The sequence below is a fragment of the Sphingobacterium sp. UBA7038 genome, from assembly GCF_002494055.1.
GTDB classification, from domain to species: Bacteria; Bacteroidota; Bacteroidia; order Sphingobacteriales; family Sphingobacteriaceae; genus Sphingobacterium; species Sphingobacterium multivorum.
The window spans coordinates 83,031-102,748 of the sequence record NZ_DLAV01000005.1 but is presented as its reverse complement, the minus strand read 5'-3'; the positions used below and the strand labels follow the sequence as shown (position 1 = coordinate 102,748).

General features: G+C 36.2%; 15 protein-coding genes. 10 read left to right on the top strand and 5 right to left on the bottom strand.

Annotated elements, in window-relative coordinates:
• Positions 1–1,122 (bottom strand): DNA polymerase III subunit beta, encoded by a 1,122-nt coding sequence (dnaN, locus tag B3H30_RS01510; protein WP_046672565.1) that lies wholly within the window; start codon positions 1,120–1,122, stop codon positions 1–3.
• Between the two features lie 209 nt (positions 1,123–1,331).
• Between dnaN and B3H30_RS01505 the strand changes: the two genes are divergently transcribed.
• The 7 genes from B3H30_RS01505 to B3H30_RS01475 all read left to right on the top strand — a co-directional run bounded on the left by B3H30_RS01505 (position 1,332) and on the right by B3H30_RS01475 (position 7,145).
• Positions 1,332–2,474 carry an ATP-binding protein gene (locus tag B3H30_RS01505; RefSeq protein ID WP_286727748.1) on the top strand — a complete coding sequence of 381 codons (1,143 nt, stop codon included), beginning with the start codon at positions 1,332–1,334 and terminating at the stop codon, positions 2,472–2,474.
• A 10-nt stretch (positions 2,475–2,484) separates the two neighbouring features.
• Positions 2,485–3,858: a PSP1 domain-containing protein gene (locus B3H30_RS01500; protein ID WP_172462425.1), complete on the top strand. Its 1,374-nt coding sequence runs from the start codon at positions 2,485–2,487 to the stop codon at positions 3,856–3,858.
• Between the two features lie 53 nt (positions 3,859–3,911).
• Positions 3,912–4,382: a gliding motility lipoprotein GldH gene (locus B3H30_RS01495; RefSeq protein WP_070562634.1), complete on the top strand. Its 471-nt coding sequence runs from the start codon at positions 3,912–3,914 to the stop codon at positions 4,380–4,382.
• Positions 4,379–5,428, top strand: a complete 1,050-nt coding sequence (gene lpxK, locus B3H30_RS01490) for a tetraacyldisaccharide 4'-kinase (RefSeq protein WP_201639943.1) — start codon at positions 4,379–4,381, stop codon at positions 5,426–5,428. The genes B3H30_RS01495 and lpxK overlap by 4 nt, the downstream gene beginning before the upstream one ends.
• Positions 5,429–5,589: 161 nt before the next feature.
• Positions 5,590–5,958: a hypothetical protein gene (locus tag B3H30_RS01485; protein WP_046672560.1), complete on the top strand. Its 369-nt coding sequence runs from the start codon at positions 5,590–5,592 to the stop codon at positions 5,956–5,958.
• Between the two features lie 347 nt (positions 5,959–6,305).
• Positions 6,306–6,689 (top strand): hypothetical protein, encoded by a 384-nt coding sequence (locus tag B3H30_RS01480; RefSeq protein ID WP_112375167.1) that lies wholly within the window; start codon positions 6,306–6,308, stop codon positions 6,687–6,689.
• A gap of 54 nt (positions 6,690–6,743) precedes the next feature.
• A complete protein-coding gene (locus tag B3H30_RS01475; protein WP_286727747.1) occupies positions 6,744–7,145 on the top strand; it encodes a hypothetical protein in 402 nt (133 codons plus the stop codon).
• Between the two features lie 149 nt (positions 7,146–7,294).
• Here the strand turns inward: B3H30_RS01475 and dnaA are convergent, their stop codons facing one another.
• The gene (dnaA, locus tag B3H30_RS01470; protein WP_046672557.1) at positions 7,295–8,719 is read right to left on the bottom strand and encodes a chromosomal replication initiator protein DnaA; all 1,425 of its coding nucleotides are present in this window, start codon (positions 8,717–8,719) and stop codon (positions 7,295–7,297) included.
• A 542-nt stretch (positions 8,720–9,261) separates the two neighbouring features.
• Positions 9,262–11,190: a 1-deoxy-D-xylulose-5-phosphate synthase gene (gene dxs / locus B3H30_RS01465; RefSeq protein ID WP_159333486.1), complete on the bottom strand. Its 1,929-nt coding sequence runs from the start codon at positions 11,188–11,190 to the stop codon at positions 9,262–9,264.
• A gap of 159 nt (positions 11,191–11,349) precedes the next feature.
• Between dxs and B3H30_RS01460 the strand changes: the two genes are divergently transcribed.
• A complete protein-coding gene (locus tag B3H30_RS01460; protein WP_286727746.1) occupies positions 11,350–12,138 on the top strand; it encodes a segregation and condensation protein A in 789 nt (262 codons plus the stop codon).
• A gap of 33 nt (positions 12,139–12,171) precedes the next feature.
• On the opposite strand, the gene thiL is transcribed toward B3H30_RS01460, so the two are convergent.
• Together thiL and nadA are read right to left on the bottom strand one after the other, a co-directional pair.
• A complete protein-coding gene (gene thiL / locus B3H30_RS01455; RefSeq protein WP_205400226.1) occupies positions 12,172–13,224 on the bottom strand; it encodes a thiamine-phosphate kinase in 1,053 nt (350 codons plus the stop codon).
• A 226-nt stretch (positions 13,225–13,450) separates the two neighbouring features.
• Positions 13,451–14,446: a quinolinate synthase NadA gene (gene nadA / locus B3H30_RS01450; RefSeq protein ID WP_088163401.1), complete on the bottom strand. Its 996-nt coding sequence runs from the start codon at positions 14,444–14,446 to the stop codon at positions 13,451–13,453.
• Between the two features lie 3,155 nt (positions 14,447–17,601).
• On the opposite strand from nadA, the gene nadB reads away from it, so the two are divergent.
• Positions 17,602–19,194: an L-aspartate oxidase gene (nadB, locus tag B3H30_RS01445; RefSeq protein ID WP_286777277.1), complete on the top strand. Its 1,593-nt coding sequence runs from the start codon at positions 17,602–17,604 to the stop codon at positions 19,192–19,194.
• A gap of 5 nt (positions 19,195–19,199) precedes the next feature.
• Positions 19,200–19,706 (top strand): gamma carbonic anhydrase family protein, encoded by a 507-nt coding sequence (locus B3H30_RS01440; protein WP_286777276.1) that lies wholly within the window; start codon positions 19,200–19,202, stop codon positions 19,704–19,706.
• The last annotated feature ends 12 nt before the right edge of the window (positions 19,707–19,718 follow it).

Sequence of the window (19,718 nt, the reverse complement as noted above, 5' to 3'; positions counted from 1 at the left end):
TTAAGCGTTGTTTAACATAACCGGCATCACCAACATCAAAATATCTTCATGATCTTCAGATACAGCCGGAATCAATAAACCAGCACGATTTGGCGTACTCATCTCCAAAACAACTTCTTCACTTTCCAAGTTATTTAACATCTCGACCAAGAATTTAGCGTTGAAACCAATTTCCATATCATCGCCTTCAAATTGACAGGATAAACGTTCATGCGCTTCATTCGAGAAATCAAGATCTTCTGCAGAGATATGCAATTCACTACCCGAGATCTTCAGGCGAACCTGATGTGTGGTTTTATTAGCGAAAATCACCACCCGTCTCAATGTATTTAAAAACAATAGTCTATCGACAGTCAACTTATTTGGATTGACTTGAGGAATTACAGCAGCATAATCTGGATAACGCTCATCAATCAACCGACAGATCAAATTGATATTACCAAAACTAAAGAATGCATTGGTTTGATTATATTCAATAGATACTGTAATATCATCGGATGGCAATGACGATTTAAGTAAAGAAAGTGCTTTTTTCGGTAAAATAAGGGATGCGGGTTTCTCCGCTCCGATATCCGTTCTTGAATAACGCACTAACTTGTGCGCATCAGTAGAGACAAAAGTCACATTCTTTTCAGCTAATTGGACCAAAACACCAGACATAGCAGGTCTCAACTCGTCATTACTGACAGCAAAGATCGTCTTACTGATTGCTTCAGACAAAATAGGCGCTGGCATCTGAATGACTGAACCATTATCTATTGAAGGAATTTTAGGAAAATCGTCAGCATTCTCTCCACTCAATTTATATTTCCCATCACCGGCACTGATCTCAATAGCCAAGGTGTTCATGTCTACTGAAAATGCTACTGGTTGATCTGGCAAAGTTTTTAATGTCTCGATCAATATCTTCGACGGCATGGCTACTCTTCCCTCTTCCTTTGCTTCGATCTGTAAAGAAGTAACCATACTTGTTTGCAGATCCGTAGCAGAAATAGTCAAGTTATTGTCTTTTATTTCAAAAAGAAAGTTTTCCAAGATTGGCAAAACAGTACTTGTACTGGATGCACCATTGATAGCTTGTAACTGCTTTAATAAAATTGATGTTGATACAATGAATCTCATTTCCTGAATACTAATTATTATGTGCAATAATACACAAATTAATCAATATTTTTCAGTTTTATGGGCGCCTTTCTTTCCACATCAGGCGATTTCAATCGTTCAAATAAGCAATTGTATTTCAATTAATAAGCACAGCGCCAAAAGTATAGAAAGCAAATTGGGCCCAATAAATCACAATATTTATTACATTTGTATAATAGCAGTATTGTATGCAGTTTAAAGAGATCATTGGGCACAAAGACATCAAGGAACATTTAGTTCGCACAGTTCAAGAAAACCGTGTGAGTCACGCGCAATTATTTCTTGGTCCTGAGGGTTCAGGCAGCCTTGCACTTGCTTATGCTTATGCGCAGTTTTTGAATTGCGAAAACCGGCAATTGACAGACAGTTGTGGCGAATGTCCATCGTGTCGAAAATATAGCAAACTGATCCACCCTGATCTTCACATGTCGTATCCTTTTATAGCCAAGCATAAGGAAGATACAGCAACAGATTATGCGGACAGCTGGCGAAAATCTTTTCTATCCAATCCCTACATGGGACTGGAATATTGGCGCAATCAGTTGGATGCGGACAACAAACAGGTGAATATCAATATTGCAGAGGCGCATGGTATCATCAAAAAATTAAGCCTAAAGTCCTTTGAAGCGGAATATAAAGTTTTAATTATGTGGTTGCCCGAATACTTGGACACACAAGGCAATGCGCTGTTAAAGTTAATCGAAGAACCACCCGAAAAAACGCTCTTTATTCTAGTTGCAGAAAATCAGGACAAAATATTAAATACGATCATATCACGTACGCAATTGGTCAAAATAAAGAAGTTGGATCACATGGAGGTCGCACAACATCTCAAGAGCGTATATCATCTTTCGGATCAGGAATCGGCTGAAATTGCGTTTATAGCGGATGGAAACCTGCAAGAAGCCATGAATCAAATTCAATCGCAAACAAATAATCATTTTGGCATTTTAGTCAATTGGTTACGTTTCGTTGTTTCAGATGCTGGAACCAATATGATCTCTTTAGTGGAAGAAGAACTCTCAAAAATGGGGCGAGAAAACCAAAAAAGCTTTCTTTTTTATGCAATTAATATGATGCGTCAAATTATATTAATCAAAGAAGGGCTTTCCAGTTTAGTGTTCTTACCGGCCAAAGAATTGGATTTTGTTCAGAAATTTGCAGTACACTATACCGTTGAACAAATTGAAGCAACAATAAATCTATTTGAGGAAACACATTATTTTGTAGAAAGAAATGCAAATCCCAAAATATTATTTTTAGATTTATCTTTGCAGTTAACATTAATATACAAGTACAAAACGTTTCCGAAAGGAACTCAATATATATAAATAGAAAACTATGGGATGTGGCAGTTGCTCATCCGGCGGAGGTTGCGGTACTACCACGACAAATGGTACACCGGCAGGATGTCAGAACAATGGCTCTTGCATGACTAGCGGATGTAATAAATTAGATGTATATGACTGGCTTTCCGATATGGATATGCCTTCAAACTATAAACCATTTAATATCGTCGAAGTACGATTCAAGGGATCACGAAAAGATTTCTTTATTAATGTAGACAATACCTACCTAGAAATGGGGGAAATGGTGGTCGTAGAACCTTCTACCGGTGGCTATGATGTCGGACATGTCTCCTTAACGGGTGAATTGGTCAGACTACAATTAAAAAAGAACAATGTTACCCCAGAAATGGTAACTAAAAAAATCTATCGGAAGCCCAATGAAATGGATGTAGAGAAGTATAACGCAGCAAAAGATCTCGAATGGGAAACGATGCACAAAGCCCGTAAACTGGCTTTGGACCTGGGTTTGTCCATGAAGATTTCTGATGTTGACTACCAGGGTGATAAAACCAAGGCTACCTTCTACTACACAGCTGAGGGCCGCGTGGATTTCCGTGAGCTTATCAAAAAAATGGCCGAATCTTTCAGGATACGCATAGAAATGCGCCAGATAGGTATGCGACAAGAAGCTAGCCGCCTCGGTGGCATCGGCTCCTGTGGTCGCGAACTTTGCTGTTCAACCTGGTTAACGGATTTCAAAACGGTTTCTACATCGGCAGCACGTTATCAAAATCTTTCGTTGAATACGTTAAAATTAGCGGGCCAATGCGGAAAATTAAAATGCTGTCTCAATTATGAATTGGATAGCTACATGGATGCTTTAAAAGACATCCCAAATAATATCGACCGCATCGAAACACAAAAAGGAGTTGCTTATCTTCAAAAGACCGATATCTTCAAGAAAATGATGTGGTTCTCTTTTCCTGGAGCTGAAAATTGGATTGCCATCCCCGTTCAACAAGTCAAAGAGCTTGTCGAAATGAATAAGCAGGGAATCAAACCGGAAGCTATTTCGAGTGCAGTAGATAACGATGAAGTCAGAGAAGAGAAAAATATCAACTACGATTATGAAAATGTGGTCGGCCAAGATAGCTTAACGCGACTTGATGATCGGAATAAAAGAAAGAAAAAAAGAAAATCAAAAAGCAACACAGTCAAACCGGAAAATAAGGCTGGACAAAAGACTGAAAAGTCGGACCCAAATCCACCCAAACAAGGGGGAAAACCTCAGGTAGCGAACGATTCTACAGCACCTACGGTGAATAAAGACAATAAAGAAGGTGGGAATAGACCAAAGAAACGTTTTAACCGCCATCGGAATAAAAACAAAGGTAATAACAACAATGCTGCTCCAAAAGCAGAATAAAAAAAAATATGCCTAATTTTAACCCATTAGGCATATTCTTTTTATAAATAAACATGAGACTCAAACGCACACCATTTCTTATTGGTATATTATGTATTTGCATAGGGGGTTCTTGTGAACAGACTTCCATTATAAATGATAACAAACCCATTGATAATAAAGCTTGGTTGAATACATCACCGTCTAGCTTTCAATTTCATATTAGCGATAAAGCCAAACGATATGATGTATTAATGGATGTCCGTCATACACCGGAATATGCCTTTTCGAACCTTTTTATCCTGATCTACCAACGTGGTCCAGATAAGAAGCAATCTATTTTCCGCAAAGAAATAAAAATGGCTCGATCCGATGGAAAATGGCTCGGAAAATCCTCAGGGAGCTTATATAATAACCAATCCATAATCCATAAAGATTACCTATTTCCGGATACAGGTATGTATACTATTTCCATCATGCAGAATATGAAAGAAAATCCGTTGAAAGAAATCACCGACGTCGGACTAACGGTTATTCCAAAATGATTGCTTTTTTACGTTATCTATTATTCCCCTTTTCGATCCTATACGGCTTAATCGTATGGCTAAGAAATAGACTATACGATTTCAAGCTGCTCAGCTCAAAGTCATTTGAAATTCCCACGATTGTAATCGGTAACCTTTCTGTCGGAGGTACAGGAAAAAGCCCAATGACTGAATTTGTTGTTTCAAGCCTCAAAGATCAGTATAAAACAGCAATACTTAGTCGAGGCTATGGGCGGGTGACTAGCGGGTTTCATTTGGTAAAGACCGATTCGCTAGCAAACAATGTTGGCGATGAACCCTTACAATTCAAAAATAAATTTCCATCGGTTACCGTTGCGGTTTGTGAAGACCGCTGTACGGGAATAGAAAAACTTCAATCAGATCATCAACTGATTATTCTGGATGATGCCTATCAGCATCGAAAATTATCGCCGCTTTTTAATATTCTATTGTTTGATTTTTTATCATTTGGTAGTCCCATGTTTGTTTTTCCTACAGGAAACTTTAGGGACTTACTGATTGAAGCCAAACGGGCGCAGATTATAACAATTACCAAATGTCCAATAGATCTCTCGAACCCTGATAAAAAGCGTATAGAACGTAAAATCAGACGCTATAATAAGAACGCATTAATTACTTTTAGCCATATAAATTACTTTCAAGCCATTGACAGCGTCGGAAATACGATCGATTTCAACGACAGCGATGTTATTTTGGTTACAGGCATTGCCAAACCGCAACCGCTCGTGGATTATATCAAAAAGAAGGCAAATTTGGTCAAACACCTATCTTTTGGGGATCATCATACTTTTAGTGAATCAGATATTGAACAAATTACAAAATCCTACCGAAGCCTAGCTAGTAGTAACAAAATGCTGTTGACTACCGAAAAAGACTTTCAGCGGTTAAAACCATTTCAACAACAATTGGCGGCTATTGATTTGGCCTATCTTCCAATAGGCCTACAATTTCATGATCCTATCCATAAAGAACTATTCCTTAAAACAATCCATAATGCAGTAGCTCAAAGTGTTAATCAACCTTAAATTTTGTTAAGATAAATTGCTATACTAAACTTTTTCCTCAAATTTATATTCAATAGGTAAACGAAACTACTTAAAAGTCTTTTCGTTCCATAGGGATGGACAATAAACAAATAGAGTGCACAATTACAATGATTGGCATTCATGATATAAACTATACAAAGATGAAAAAGAAAATTTTAATGGCAGTAGCCTGTTTATTATTAAGCGCTACAGGAGTTTTTGCGCAACAACGTCAACAACGCAGTCCTGAGGAACAAGCTAAAATGCGTGTAGAGCATCTTGACAAATTACTTAGCCTCAATCAAACACAAAAAGATTCGATTTATAACCTTACATTGACTCAAGCGCAACAACGGGCTGCACTTCGAAACGATGGCGGAGATCGCAAGGCAAATATGGAAAAATTCAAACAGCTTCAGGAAATACAAACAGCTAAGATCAAATCTTGGCTTAGTCCCGAACAAGGTAAGTTATTTGACGAACAACAAGAAAAAATGAAGGAAAGAATGTCTAAACGTTCCGATAATTAATGATTAAAATTCTTTTAAAGAAAGGCTCTTGTTTTATGTACAGGGGCCTTTTTTATTGCTTGTATCTATTTTGTGTATACCATTATTTACCCATACAAGTCTTAGTCAATGCAGTATATTTTAATCATCACGAGGTGATCGCGCCGAACAAGATATCCGGCATCGGATAAATCATCGTTACCTTGTTTTGTTTATCCTAAAACAAAACCAACGTATTGTTTTACAATCTATTAACACATTATCCTGTGTTAAAAATTTGTTAAAGTAACAACTTTAATACAATATAAATACCAATTCAAAGTTTTATAGTAAAACAGTTTAATTGTAACTTTTTAAATACAATAGATATGAAAAAGCTAATTTTAACAGGAATCGGATTCTTTTTGGCCCTCAGCCTAACATTTGCCCAACAGGGTACTCCGGAGGAAACTGCGGCAAAAGCAACAACTGAACTTGTTCAGAAACTGAATCTGAATGATGAGCAAAAGACTGCAGTATCAACTATATTATTGGATCAGGCAAAAACCGAGCAAACGATAACAAAAGACAGTAGCTCCTCTGCTGAAGTAAAAAATGAAGCACTAAATAAGCTTCAAAGCGAGGTAGACACCAAAGTCAGCCAGCTGCTAACCGAGGATCAAAAAGCACTTTACCAAAAAATAATTGCTGAGAGACCGGCGAAATCAGCCCCTGGGACAAAACAACCAGTAACAACTGACCCCACGCGTTAATAGTGAAAAAAATAGAGAATAAACATTGAATAATTTCATCTAAAATTAAACATCATGAAAAAGCTATTTTTAACAGGTATAGGTTTCTTTCTAGCAATGAGCCTAACATTTGCACAACAAACACCCCCAGAAGAGAATGCAACCAAAGTGGTGACCGAATTAGTGACAAAGCTAACATTAAACGAAGAGCAAAAAACAGCTGTGTCAACCATCGTATTAAACCAAGAAAAGGCTATTGCAGCCGTTATCCAGGACGCGACAGCTACAGCTGATGCCAAAAAGGAAAGCATAACCAAAATTCAAGGTGAATCCGATACTAAGATAGCACAACTGCTCACCGATGAACAAAAGACAGCTTATCAGAAATATGTCACAGAGAGACCCCCAGTAAGTATTCCTGCGACTCAAGAAAAAACTGAACAAAACGAATCCGGCAACGGACAGAGCAATCAATAACAACAATCGTTCTATTAAGAATGAAAAACCTCTGGACTAGATTATGTCCAGAGGTTTTTTAATACCTTACAAGAGCTTAAATGCATTAAAAAAGGGCTATCCAATCATCTTGGACAGCCCCTTTTGTTTACTGCTTACGGTAATTGACATTAAGATTTCAATTTTTTCATAATGTCACTTACATAAGTCTTAAATTTCTTGTCAGTTTCAATTAAATCCTCTACGGTTTGACATGCATAAATGACTGTCGAGTGGTCTCTTCCTCCGAAGAAAGCTCCGATCGATTTTAGTGAAGATTTGGTATGAGCTTTTGCTAAATACATCGAAATTTGCCTGGCCTGCACGATTTCACGCTTCCTAACTTTCGACTTTACCATATCTACAGGAACTTCAAAATATTCACAAACTAATTTCTGAATAAAATCCATTGAAATTTCCTTATGGGTATTCTTCACAAAGTTCTTCAACATCGATTTTGCTAAACCCAAATCGATCTCTTTCTTGTTCAATGTAGATTGAGCCAATAATGAAACCATAGCTCCTTCCAATTCACGAACACTGTTATCGATTTGTGTTGCGACATATTCCACTACATTTTCAGGTAAGTCAATACCGTCAGAATACATCTTCTTCTTCAAAATTGCCATTCTCGTCTCAAGATCAGGAATCTGAATATCTGCAGATAACCCCCATTTAAAACGACTAAGCAAACGTTCCTCCAAACCAGCTAAATCCTTAGGTGCCTTGTCTGAAGTTAAAATAATCTGCTTTCCAGATTGATGCAAATGATTAAAAATATGGAAGAAAATATCCTGTGTTTTTTCTTTACCAGCAAAATTATGCACATCATCCATAATGATGACATCCATTGCTTGATAAAAGTTAACGAAGTCATTGATTGTGTTATTTTTCAATGAATCCACAAACTGCTGACAGAATTTCTCACAAGACACATAAATGACCAGTTTATCGGGAAGATTTCTTTTGATTTCATTTCCGATTGCTTGGGCAAGGTGTGTCTTTCCCAAACCAACATCACCATAAATCATCAAAGGGTTGAATGAAGTACCACCTGGCTTATTCGCTACAGCATAACCTGCTGAACGAGCAAGACGATTACATTCACCTTCGATAAAATTTTCGAATGTGTAGTTTTGATTCAATTGCGGATCAACCTGCAATTTTTTCAATCCAGGAATAACAAACGGATTTTTGATATCCCTATTTAAAGATACCGGCACAGGGATAGATTGCCTTTTCCCTTCTGCTCCATTGCCATTCGATGGAAGATTAGTCGTATAAGGATGAGAAGCTGAAGACTTCTCCACTACAATATTGTATTCCAATCTACCTTGTTCTCCTAGGAATTTCTTTACGGTCTTGCGAAGAATTCCTACATAGTGTTCTTCCAACCACTCATAAAAAAATAAGCTAGGCACTTGAATAGTCAAAACGTCACCCTCCAAACGGACTGCTTTCACAGGTTCAAACCAGGTCTTGAAACTTTGTGCTGGTATATTATCTTTGATAATCGAAAGACAATTATTCCAGACACTTGAATACGTTTTTTCCATTCTAAAATTGTTAATAAGTTGATTTACAATACGCGACAAAAAATATGTTGATAACTTTCTCTGAGAACGAAGATGACAAAAAAAAATCAGCTAAAAAACTAAAATATAAAATAATTGATAATACATTATATATCAGTATTTTACCGTGTAAAATTGTGGAAAACTAGCGCTAAAATTGATCTCTAAAAATAATTATTAACATTCCAAATTTATTTCAAAAAAAAGAACAAAAAAAGTAGCAAACTTACTACCTATCAGTCCTTAAGGTCTAAATCTAAATTAACCAAAATAATAGCTAATTACAATCTTTAGTTCATATATTTTTAATATTAAATTTATAAGAATTTAAGGCCAACTTAACATCATTGTCAGAGGACTATTAAAGTTATTTACGCACAACCTTAAAACAAAAATCAATGCGGATTATAGGACAGAAAAAACAAATTGTAACAGATGAGATGAGTTCTAAATTCAAACATCCCTACCCTTGAAAAATGAAAAAGGAGATNNATCTCCTTTTTCATTTTTCAAATGTATAGCTCTTATCCGACCATTGAGCTGGTCAATTTTCCATTGCAAAGTTTTTTGGCTTCTGATACGATAGCATCAGCATCGTAGTGTGCATGCTTCCACTGTGCATTTTGTTCAGCATGCTCAATGATCTTATCCGGAATACCCAAACGAACAACCTGGCTATGATATCCGTGATCGGCCATAAACTCCAATACAGCCGAACCTATGCCCCCCTGTAAACTTCCATCTTCAACCGTGATAATTTTATCAAATTTCTGAAAGACCTGATGAAGCAAAGCTTCATCCAATGGTTTAGCAAATCGAAGATCATAATGCGCTGGATGTATTCCCAGTTCATTTAACTGCTGTACCGCTTTAACAGCTTCATTTCCTATCGCTCCAAAACTTAAGATAGCAAGCTCCTCACCTGCTGATATAAGACGCCCCTTTCCTATTTCTATTTCTGTAAATGGGCGACGCCAGTCTGGCATAACACCATTTCCTCTAGGATATCTAATAACAAACGGACCTTTATTGGGTAACTGCGCTGTATACATTAAATTTCGTAACTCTTCCTCATTCATCGGCGCAGAAACCGTCATATTTGGAACACAGCGCATAAAAGCGATATCATAAGCGCCATGATGTGTCGCACCATCCGCACCGACCACTCCCGCACGATCCAAACAGAAAACAACATTCAGATTTTGTAATGCAACATCATGGATGACTTGATCATAAGCGCGTTGCATAAACGACGAATAGATATTACAGAATGGTAATAATCCCTGTGTTGCGAGTCCCGCACTGAATGTAACTGCATGCTGCTCAGCAATTCCAACGTCAAATGCACGGCCAGGCATAGCTTTCATCATAATGTTCATGGAAGAACCAGAAGGCATTGCAGGCGTGATCCCCACAATCTTATCATTTTCTTCCGCAAGCTCAACTAAAGTATGTCCAAAAACATCTTGAAATTTAGGTGCTACCGGTTTATCATTCAAAGACTTCTTGATCTCACCCGTAATTTTATCGAATAGACCTGGAGCATGCCATTTCGTCTGATCTTTTTCAGCTAGCGCAAAACCTTTTCCTTTGATGGTGACGGCATGCAATAATTTAGGCCCCGGTATATGCTTAAGGTCTTCAAGGGTCTTAGCCAATTTCTTGACATCATGCCCATCAACCGGTCCAAAATATCTAAAATTTAAAGATTCAAAGAGATTGGCATTTTTTAATAAAGTTCCCTTTATGCTTTTTTCCAATTTTTTGGCAATACCAAGTGCATTTGGACCAACTTCCGAAATCTTGGTCAATACAGCTGCGATATCGTCTCTAAAACGATTATAGCGCTTGGAGGTTGTTATACTTGTCAAATACTCCTTCAATGCGCCTACATTAGGGTCAATGGACATGCAGTTGTCATTCAGAATAACCAAAAGGTTTGATTTCGAAATACCGGCATGATTAAGTGCTTCAAATGCCATTCCACCAGTCAAGGCACCATCACCGATAACCGCGATATGCTGACGATCCTTTTCACCCTTTATTTGGGAAGCGACTGCCATGCCTAATGCTGCAGAAATAGATGTTGACGAGTGTCCAACACCAAATGCATCGTATTGAGATTCAAAACGGTTAGGAAAACCCGAAATTCCGTTCTCAATTCGATTTGTATGAAATATATCGCGACGCCCCGTTAGGATTTTATGCCCATAAGCCTGATGACCTACATCCCAAATCAATTGATCGTATGGGGTATTCATTACGTAATGTAACGCCACCGTTAACTCGACGACTCCCAAACTTGCTGCAAAGTGACCACCATTAACCGAAACCTGATCAATAATAAATTGACGTAATTCCTGACTTAACTGTTCTAATTGGTCTTCCTTTAGCTTTTTAAGATCAGAGGGATCGTTTATTTTACTTAATAGTTCTCCAGCCTCAAACTGCATAGTACTGCTATTTACATGATATGTTCGTACAAAGTAACGACAATTTTATTTAATCTTTAAAATAAATCGCATTTACATATTGATGAACAACAAATAAAATAATGAATAGTTTGTATCGAAGTTATTCCAAAAGATTTTATATGTAAATTTGTATAAGATATGGAAGTAGAAGAAGGCTACGAAATCAAGCTTCCTCAATTTGAGGGACCTTTTGATTTATTATTATTTTTTATCGAACGGGATGAACTAAATATCCACGATATACCGATTTCAAAGATTACAGATGATTTTTTATCGTATGTGAGCCAAATGCAAGCGCTCAATATGGAAATGGCAAGCGAGTTTATCTTTGTTGCTTCTACACTGATGCGTATCAAAGCTAAAATGCTATTACCTCGTCTGGATCTGGACGACAATGAAAATGAAATCGATCTAAGAGAAGATCTTGTTCAAAAACTTATTCTCTATAAGCAATTTAAAGAGACCTGTGAAGAATTGAGAGTCTTGGAAGAAAATCGTCTCAAACTATACAGCCGAGGCAACATACGCTATGATATCCAGCAAAGACTAAAATTAGACTCTACCGGAGAAAATTTGGATAGCTTCGACCTTTATAGTCTAATGATGATTTACGAGCAAATGATGTATCAATTCCGTAATCGTCCCCCAGAAGTAACACATACAGTTGTCAAATATCCATACACCATTGAACAACAGAAGAAAGCAATAGCCGAACTAATTGAAATCAATAAAAAATTGGATTTTCAAGAAATTCTTAAAAACTCAGAAAATAAAATACAGTTTGTCTATAACTTTTTAGCAATTCTTGAAATGCTGCAACAGAGATTATTACAGATCGAAGTGGGCTTAGGCTATAACAATTTCAATGTAGGTGAAAGAGATCCAAATGAGGTAGAGGAACTCCGGCTTGAGGAGCAAGAAGCATAAAAAAAGACCTGTTTTGAACAGGTCTTTTTCGTATTAGTCTTTTTTCTTAAAAGCATTCCACCCCTGGGCTGTTATCGGATAAAGGTTCCCTGATTTGGAAATCATTTCACAGCCTTCAGTACTTGGCGTCATATAACCAATAATGCTAATATCCGGTAAGTTTTTGATTTTATCATGATCGGCCTGAGCTATTGTGAACAGTAGTTCATAATCTTCACCGCCATTAAGTGCGGCTACGGTTGGATCAATGCCAAATTCCCGCCCCGTATCATAAGTCATCTGATCCAATGGAATTTTTTCCTCATATAATCTGCAACCTTTGTCAGATTGTCTGCAAATATGTAGAATTTCTGATGCAAGCCCGTCTGAAATATCCATCATCGCTGTGGGCTTGATCCCTAGCTTGGCAAATAATTCAACAATGTCTTTCCGGGCTTCAGGTTTCAATTGACGTTCAACAATATAATCTTTTCCCTCTAAATCAGGCTGTACATTGGGATTTTCTAAATAGATATCCTTTTCACGCTCCAAGAGCTGTAAGCCCATATAAGCTGCCCCTAGATCACCAGACACACACAAGAGATCACCTTCCTGCGCACCATTACGATAAACAATCTGATCTGTATCAGCATAACCTATGCTTGTCACAGAAATAACCAAGCCTTGGGCTGAAGCGGAAGTGTCTCCGCCAATTAAGTCGACATTATATTTCTTACAGGCAATCAATGCTCCCTGATAAATCTCTTCTACAGCTTCCAATGGAAATTTTGAGGACAGACCTATTGAAAAGGTAATTTGTGAAGCTATTCCGTTCATCGCGTAAATATCGCTCAAATTGACCTGAACAGCTTTGTAACCTAGATGTTTTAACGGAACATATCTAAGATCAAAATGAATCCCTTCCAACAGTAGATCAGTAGATATCAAGGTTTTTTTACCTCCAAAATCTAGAACAGCAGCATCATCGCCAATCCCTTTAATTGTGGATTTTTCTGTTAATTCTACAGCTTTTTTTATATAATCAATCAAGCCGAACTCACCCATTTCTTCCAAATTGGTTCGCTCGGTGTTATCAAAATCGAACATGCTAAAAAGTTTAAAAGTTTAATATAGATAATGCCTGCTGATAATCATCTCCCAGAGAGATATCCGGATGGCATTACAAAATAAGTTTTACTATAAGACCAATGCCCCCTGCTTATACATTGGACTCTTTTCGTTGAACTGCATATAAACAGCTCAACGAAATCATTATTGACCATTGAAAACCAATCAGTTATTATCTTGGTATGATCAAAAATTATGCAGATTTCTATAAGCCTAAACTTGCCGATATTTCCAACATACGTTCAATAGGACGCTGGGCTCGGAGAATAACATCCTCGGGAAGAAGGATTTCAGGCGATTCATACTTCAGACAGTTATATAGCTTCTCAAGCGTATTAAGCTTCATATGCGGGCAATCATTACATGCACAGGCATTATTAGGAGGTGCAGGGATAAAAGTCTTATGTGGACTTGCTTTTTGCATTTGGTAGAGAATACCTGATTCTGTAGCAACAATATAAGCCTGGGCCGTATCTGTCTGGGTAAATTTAAGCATGCCGGCAGTCGATCCCACATAATCGGCTATCGCCAGTATATGATCCTCACACTCCGGATGGGCAATAAACTTAGCATCAGGGTGCTCGCTTTTCAAACGATCAATTTTATCTTGAGAAAAAATTTCATGGACCATACATGCACCATTCCAAAGCACAAGATCTCGTCCAGTTTTCTTTTTAACGTATGCTCCGAGATTACGATCCGGGCCAAAAATGATTTTCTGATCCGCTGGCAGGCTCTCTACGATCTGCACAGCGTTACTAGAGGTACATACGATATCGGAAAGCGCTTTCAATTCCGCTGTACAGTTTACATAAGTGATGACCAAATGATCAGGATATTGTTCCTTAAATTTAGCGAAAAGATGCGGCGGGCAAGAATCTGATAGCGAACAACCTGCTTTGGCATCTGGCAGAAGAACCTTTTTCGTCGGTGAAAGTATTTTAGCTGTCTCAGCCATGAAATGTACTCCAGCAAAAACAATTACATCTGCATCAGTTTTCGCAGCTTCCTGGGATAAACCAAGGCTATCTCCTATATAATCCGCTATATCTTGAATTTCAGACTCTTGATAATAGTGAGCCAAGATGACAGCGTTCTTTTCTTTCTTTAACCGTTGGATCTCTTTAATCAAATCCAGTGAGGGATCAATCGGAGCATCGATATAACCTTTTGCTTGAAGCTCATAATTTACAATTTCCATGCGAGTAGTTTCAACTTTTATGAACAGCAAAAATAAGCATTGTTAGATATATAAAAGTCAATTAAAAGCAAATTAATCAGGTCGTGGTAATATACCGCTCGCTTGAATGTGATGCATTATTAGATAATAACAGATAAAACACTGATATAAAACCTCTTATTAATCAATAATAGATTACAACGGATCTACCGAGCCTAGCTTATTGGATAATGTCAGTTTTCAAATTTGATCGAACAACTACAACTGTTGCCCAATTACATGATCTTGCAGCACTGACAGTGAAATACCTATTAAAAAAATACAAATTAAACATTTACAAATATTAATAGTTAAATTAATTTAAATAAAGTTTAATCAAACAATATTACGCCCATATAAACTCTTTTAGACTTGAATATTTAGGAAACTATTCGAACTCTTCATTTATACCAAAAGCTGAAAGGGTTTATTTCACATTATTTCGATCTTCGAAAATCAGTTTCATCCGCATCAAACCTTCATAGCCTAAGGAACGTTTTTAGGCATATTACAAAACAATGAAAAATATAGCACAAAAGGAAGCTTTATTTATTAACATTTCAGATTAAAAAACGTTTTTGAGCTCTTATAGGAGAGATTAATGGATTCTGGATTGATCAATAATTTTATATCAAATTCTCAGCGGGTTTATTTTGTAAATTTGGCGTAAACTGTATATGCCTGCAGCATTGAAAGCGTACGAAATAGCTTCGAAAGCAAAATAAACGCTCTCAGAATTGTCTATAGGATATTGCATCATCAGCTTCCCTAAATATGCCATTCTAATCGCAAATATTTGAAGTTTATATATTTTTCGTTTACCAACCACATACAGCAACGGAGGCCAGAACTAGGCGAAAATCAATTTTCATTAATAAAAATACGTCATAGACAATCAATACAAAACAATAATTTCTGGAATAAGTGCTTTTACATTTGCATATAAAAATACTAGCAGCTTGTAGAAATGAATATAGGAATATAGCGATGTAAATTTACGCCAATTCAGGGTCAATAGCGTTGAATGAAATAGTTCAAATAAACCCTATAAGAATTGGATATTTATAAGAAAATCTAAAAGAGTCAAGTAGAAGCGAATCTAGAAGAGAGTATTTCTCGGAAAATAAAATATATGACTAAATGATGCATACAGCATCCAAAATAAAGCGGACAAGAATTAAATATTGGCTACTATAATATAAGATAGTGAATTTATTTAATTCTAAGAGGCTTTAATGAAATTTTCACAATTCAATTTTACAAAATTCAAGAATAAATGATGGATCCCACCAAAATAGAATAAATTATACCGAGTATCAGATAAGAATCCAGTAAATAACTCCCTCAAAAGCTCAATATAACAGAATCCGAGCGTATATCCGGCTAGACCAAGCATCTGGCGATAATTATAGTACAAACCGCAAAAAATCCAACAAATATAACTTAAAAAATACTAATAAGTATAATAACGAAATATAAACTTGTTAAAAAATATACATTCTCAAATTTATATTAAATTTGGTGAATTAAACCGCTTCATACTCAAATAGATAAATAATATTAAAAGATAATACTAAATATGCGATTGACAAAGCACTTTCAAAGCATGTTAGTCGCTTAGAATTAAATATTCCAAACAAACAGCGAAAGAAGTCAATATATTCAATCCATAAGAGCTTTATTTTAGAAAAATACGCCCTGAGAATGATATAAAAAGATTCTTTATAACAATGATCCAGAATATTCGAATCTCACAGATCTAAATTTGGACAATTATTCCATCTAATGGATGTTGGGCTGCAAATATAGTAAGATTGTTTGTTCTGCAATAAATTATTTGAAGAAATTATCTGCATTCCAAAATTATTAACAAGTCAATCTTCGAATTTCAGTTAGATCTTAAAAAATTTACTATTTAAGGCTATAGAATGTCTTAAAAAGCCCTGAAAACAAATTTTTAAAAAATATCCAATTCTAAACAGGTATATTTTTAAACAATCCCCTTGAGATTCTGTTTAAAATTCAATCCCGCGAAAACCAAACAAATATCGTAGCCAAATCTGAATATAAACAGGCAGATACAGGAATAAAAAATTCCAATAACCAAATACCTCTCAATTTCCATTTTTGAAAACTTTGCTGATAAAGTACAGAAATTTTTGACGCCAATTTTACCTCGTTGAGAAAGCAAAATTCACATATTTTTGAAAAAAATACGCAAATAAGCAAACCTCAAACAGTTTAAAATCCAAATATCAAAATCAATTAAATTGCCTTTTTCATATCAATTTTAAAAGCAAAGATTAGCAACTATTAGAATTCAATAAAGGAATTTATCTGCTCTAAAGACAGAAATATTAAAATCTCATAGCATCCAAATTAGAATTAAAACTTTTCTGATCCGATTTCTATCGGTTACAAAGCGATAAAATTGAAATAAGATCCCAAACGGGAAAATATCCAAGTATAAAACGACTTAAACCTATATTTTTTTTAAAAAAATTATAAATAACGCGCTGAAACTAGATTAAATCCATATACAAAAAAAAATAAAATAAATAGTCAATCCTAAAGCGCTTTAAAAGTCAATAGGAAATTTAAAAAATAAAATAAACTCAATTAGAATTAAATATTTCAATAGGGGACTTTATAATTCCCGAATATCGAAATCTAACCGCTTCTAATCGAACTTGACAAAACTAAACAAAGATTTTCGAACGTATTCCACAATCTTTTTTTTCAATAAATACTAATTATTTAAAATAGAAAATCTCTTATTGTTTATTATGGTGTGGAAAAGTGGTATAAATTAGGTTATTTCGATTTTGATTTTAGGTTTTTATAGAGTTTTCAACAATTTTTCAACAGAATTTATTCATTAAAGACCTGATTTTTAAAATTCTAAATTATCTTATTTTTTATTTTCCATATATTTTTGTTGAATAGTTTTTGTTTAGAAAATGTGGAAATCTCTAGATTTTTGTGCGGAAAAATTTTAGAAATAAGGCTTGCAAATAGGGGATTTGTGAATTGTTAAATACTTTTCATTTTTATTTAACCTTTTATTTACACGTTTTCCACATTTTTCGTTAATTTGAATCGTCACTTTTGGGGATAGTTTGTGAATTTTAATTTATATGGCAGATAGAAAGGTAGATTTTTTGGTCATTGGATCAGGTATTGCTGGATTAAGCTTTGCTTTAAAAGCATCGAAATTCGGTAAAGTATTGATAGTCACTAAGTCCAATGAGGATGAGTCTAATACAAAATATGCGCAAGGGGGAGTGGCTGCCGTTGTGGATAAGTCAGATAGCTTTGAAAAGCATATCATTGATACTCAGATTGCTGGGGATGGTTTATGCGATGTTGAAATTGTGGAAAACGTAGTGAGAGAAGCACCGGAACGGATTGCAGAACTTATTTCATACGGAACATCATTTGACAAGGAGGAATCGGGGTTATATGATCTGGCAAAAGAGGGGGGACATTCCGCTCATCGTATTTTGCATTATAAAGATATAACTGGCTATGAAATTGAGCGTGCATTATTGGCGCAAGCACATAGTGATCCCAACATTGAAATCGTAACCCATTACTTTGCCATTGATTTGATTACACAGCATCATTTGGGGGAATACGTGGATAAGAACAGGGAAGACATTACCTGTTATGGAATTTATGCTTTTAATACCTCATCACATTTAGTAGATAAGATTTTGAGTAAGGTTACTGTGATGGCTTCTGGAGGAGCAGGGCATGTTTATTCAAGTACAACAAATCCAACTATTGCGACTGGAGATGGTATTGCTATGGTGTATCGGGCAAAAGGTAAGGTACGTAATATGGAGTTTATGCAATTTCACCCTACTTCTTTATACAATCCAAAGGACTCTCCTGCATTTTTGGTATCTGAAGCCGTACGTGGATTTGGGGGTATTTTAAGAAGGATCAATGGTGAATCTTTCATGGAGGAGTACGATGAACGTGCTTCTTTGGCACCAAGAGACATCGTTGCTAGAGCTATTGATGCCGAGATGAAGAAATCTGGTATAGATTATGTGTACCTTGATATCACGCATCGGAATAAGGAAGATATTATCAAGCATTTTCCAAATATTTATGAAAAGTGTCTTTCGATCGGACTGGATATGGCGAAGGATTTTATACCAGTTACACCGGCTGCGCATTACCTCTGTGGAGGCATTTATGTAGATGATTTTGGACGCAGTAGCCTCGTTAACTTATATGCTTGCGGAGAGTGTTCTTCTACTGGCCTGCATGGGGCAAACCGATTAGCTTCTAATTCACTTCTTGAAGCACTTGTTTATGCACATCGTATTTTCGTGGACGCCACAAAGTCGATAGGATTGATTAACCATATTGTTGATGTCCCCGAATGGGATGACTCTAAAACCTCTCTTTCAAATGAGGATATTTTAGTAAGTCATAATTTACGCGAGTGCCAAAAGATTATGAGTGACTATGTTGGCATTGTCCGTTCCGATTTTAGGCTTGAAAGAGCTCTTAAACGGCTACATCTCTTGTATGAGGAGACCGAAGAATTTTATCGAAATACAAGGCTTTCTGTTAAACTGTGTGAATTACGTAATGTTATTCAAGTAGCTTATATCGTGACAAAATCAGCTATGTTACGGAAAGAAAGTAGGGGATTGCATTATACAACGGACTATCCGAAACATTCGGAAGTATTACAGGATACAATTTTTTAAGGAATATGGCACTTATTTTATCTGTTTTGGATAAATCTCCGGTGATAGCCGAAGAATGCTTCGTAGCACCCAATTCAACGATTGTAGGCGATGTGGAGATTGGACATCACTGTTCGGTATGGTTTAATGCTGTCATACGCGGAGATGTCAATTATATTCGTATCGGTAATTATACTAATATTCAAGATGGAGCGGTTATACATTGTACCTATAAGAAATGCGGTACTACGATCGGAAATTATGTAAGTATAGGGCATCAGGCTATGGTACATGGATGTATTTTGGAAGATCATGTACTCATTGGTATGGGAGCTATCGTTATGGATAATGCGATTGTTGAATCGAATGTTATTGTAGCAGCTGGTGCAGTAGTTTTGGAAAATACTCGTTGTGAATCGGGATTTCTATATGCTGGAGTACCTGCCAAAAAGATAAAAGCACTTACTGAAGAGCAGAAAGATCTATTGCAGAAGCTACCACATAATTATGTTCTGTACAGTTCCTGGTTTTAGCATAATCGAATT

Excerpts from the sequence above, each read along its gene's own strand:
- dnaN (WP_046672565.1), bottom strand. The coding sequence starts at position 1,122 with ATGAGATTCATTGTATCAACATCAATTTTATTAAAGCAGTTACAAGCT.
- B3H30_RS01505 (WP_286727748.1), top strand. The coding sequence starts at position 1,332 with ATGCAGTTTAAAGAGATCATTGGGCACAAAGACATCAAGGAACATTTA.
- B3H30_RS01500 (WP_172462425.1), top strand. The coding sequence starts at position 2,485 with ATGGGATGTGGCAGTTGCTCATCCGGCGGAGGTTGCGGTACTACCACG.
- B3H30_RS01495 (WP_070562634.1), top strand. The coding sequence starts at position 3,912 with ATGAGACTCAAACGCACACCATTTCTTATTGGTATATTATGTATTTGC.
- lpxK (WP_201639943.1), top strand. The coding sequence starts at position 4,379 with ATGATTGCTTTTTTACGTTATCTATTATTCCCCTTTTCGATCCTATAC.
- B3H30_RS01485 (WP_046672560.1), top strand. The coding sequence starts at position 5,590 with ATGAAAAAGAAAATTTTAATGGCAGTAGCCTGTTTATTATTAAGCGCT.
- B3H30_RS01480 (WP_112375167.1), top strand. The coding sequence starts at position 6,306 with ATGAAAAAGCTAATTTTAACAGGAATCGGATTCTTTTTGGCCCTCAGC.
- B3H30_RS01475 (WP_286727747.1), top strand. The coding sequence starts at position 6,744 with ATGAAAAAGCTATTTTTAACAGGTATAGGTTTCTTTCTAGCAATGAGC.
- dnaA (WP_046672557.1), bottom strand. The coding sequence starts at position 8,719 with ATGGAAAAAACGTATTCAAGTGTCTGGAATAATTGTCTTTCGATTATC.
- dxs (WP_159333486.1), bottom strand. The coding sequence starts at position 11,190 with ATGCAGTTTGAGGCTGGAGAACTATTAAGTAAAATAAACGATCCCTCT.
- B3H30_RS01460 (WP_286727746.1), top strand. The coding sequence starts at position 11,350 with ATGGAAGTAGAAGAAGGCTACGAAATCAAGCTTCCTCAATTTGAGGGA.
- thiL (WP_205400226.1), bottom strand. The coding sequence starts at position 13,224 with ATGTTCGATTTTGATAACACCGAGCGAACCAATTTGGAAGAAATGGGT.
- nadA (WP_088163401.1), bottom strand. The coding sequence starts at position 14,446 with ATGGAAATTGTAAATTATGAGCTTCAAGCAAAAGGTTATATCGATGCT.
- nadB (WP_286777277.1), top strand. The coding sequence starts at position 17,602 with ATGGCAGATAGAAAGGTAGATTTTTTGGTCATTGGATCAGGTATTGCT.
- B3H30_RS01440 (WP_286777276.1), top strand. The coding sequence starts at position 19,200 with ATGGCACTTATTTTATCTGTTTTGGATAAATCTCCGGTGATAGCCGAA.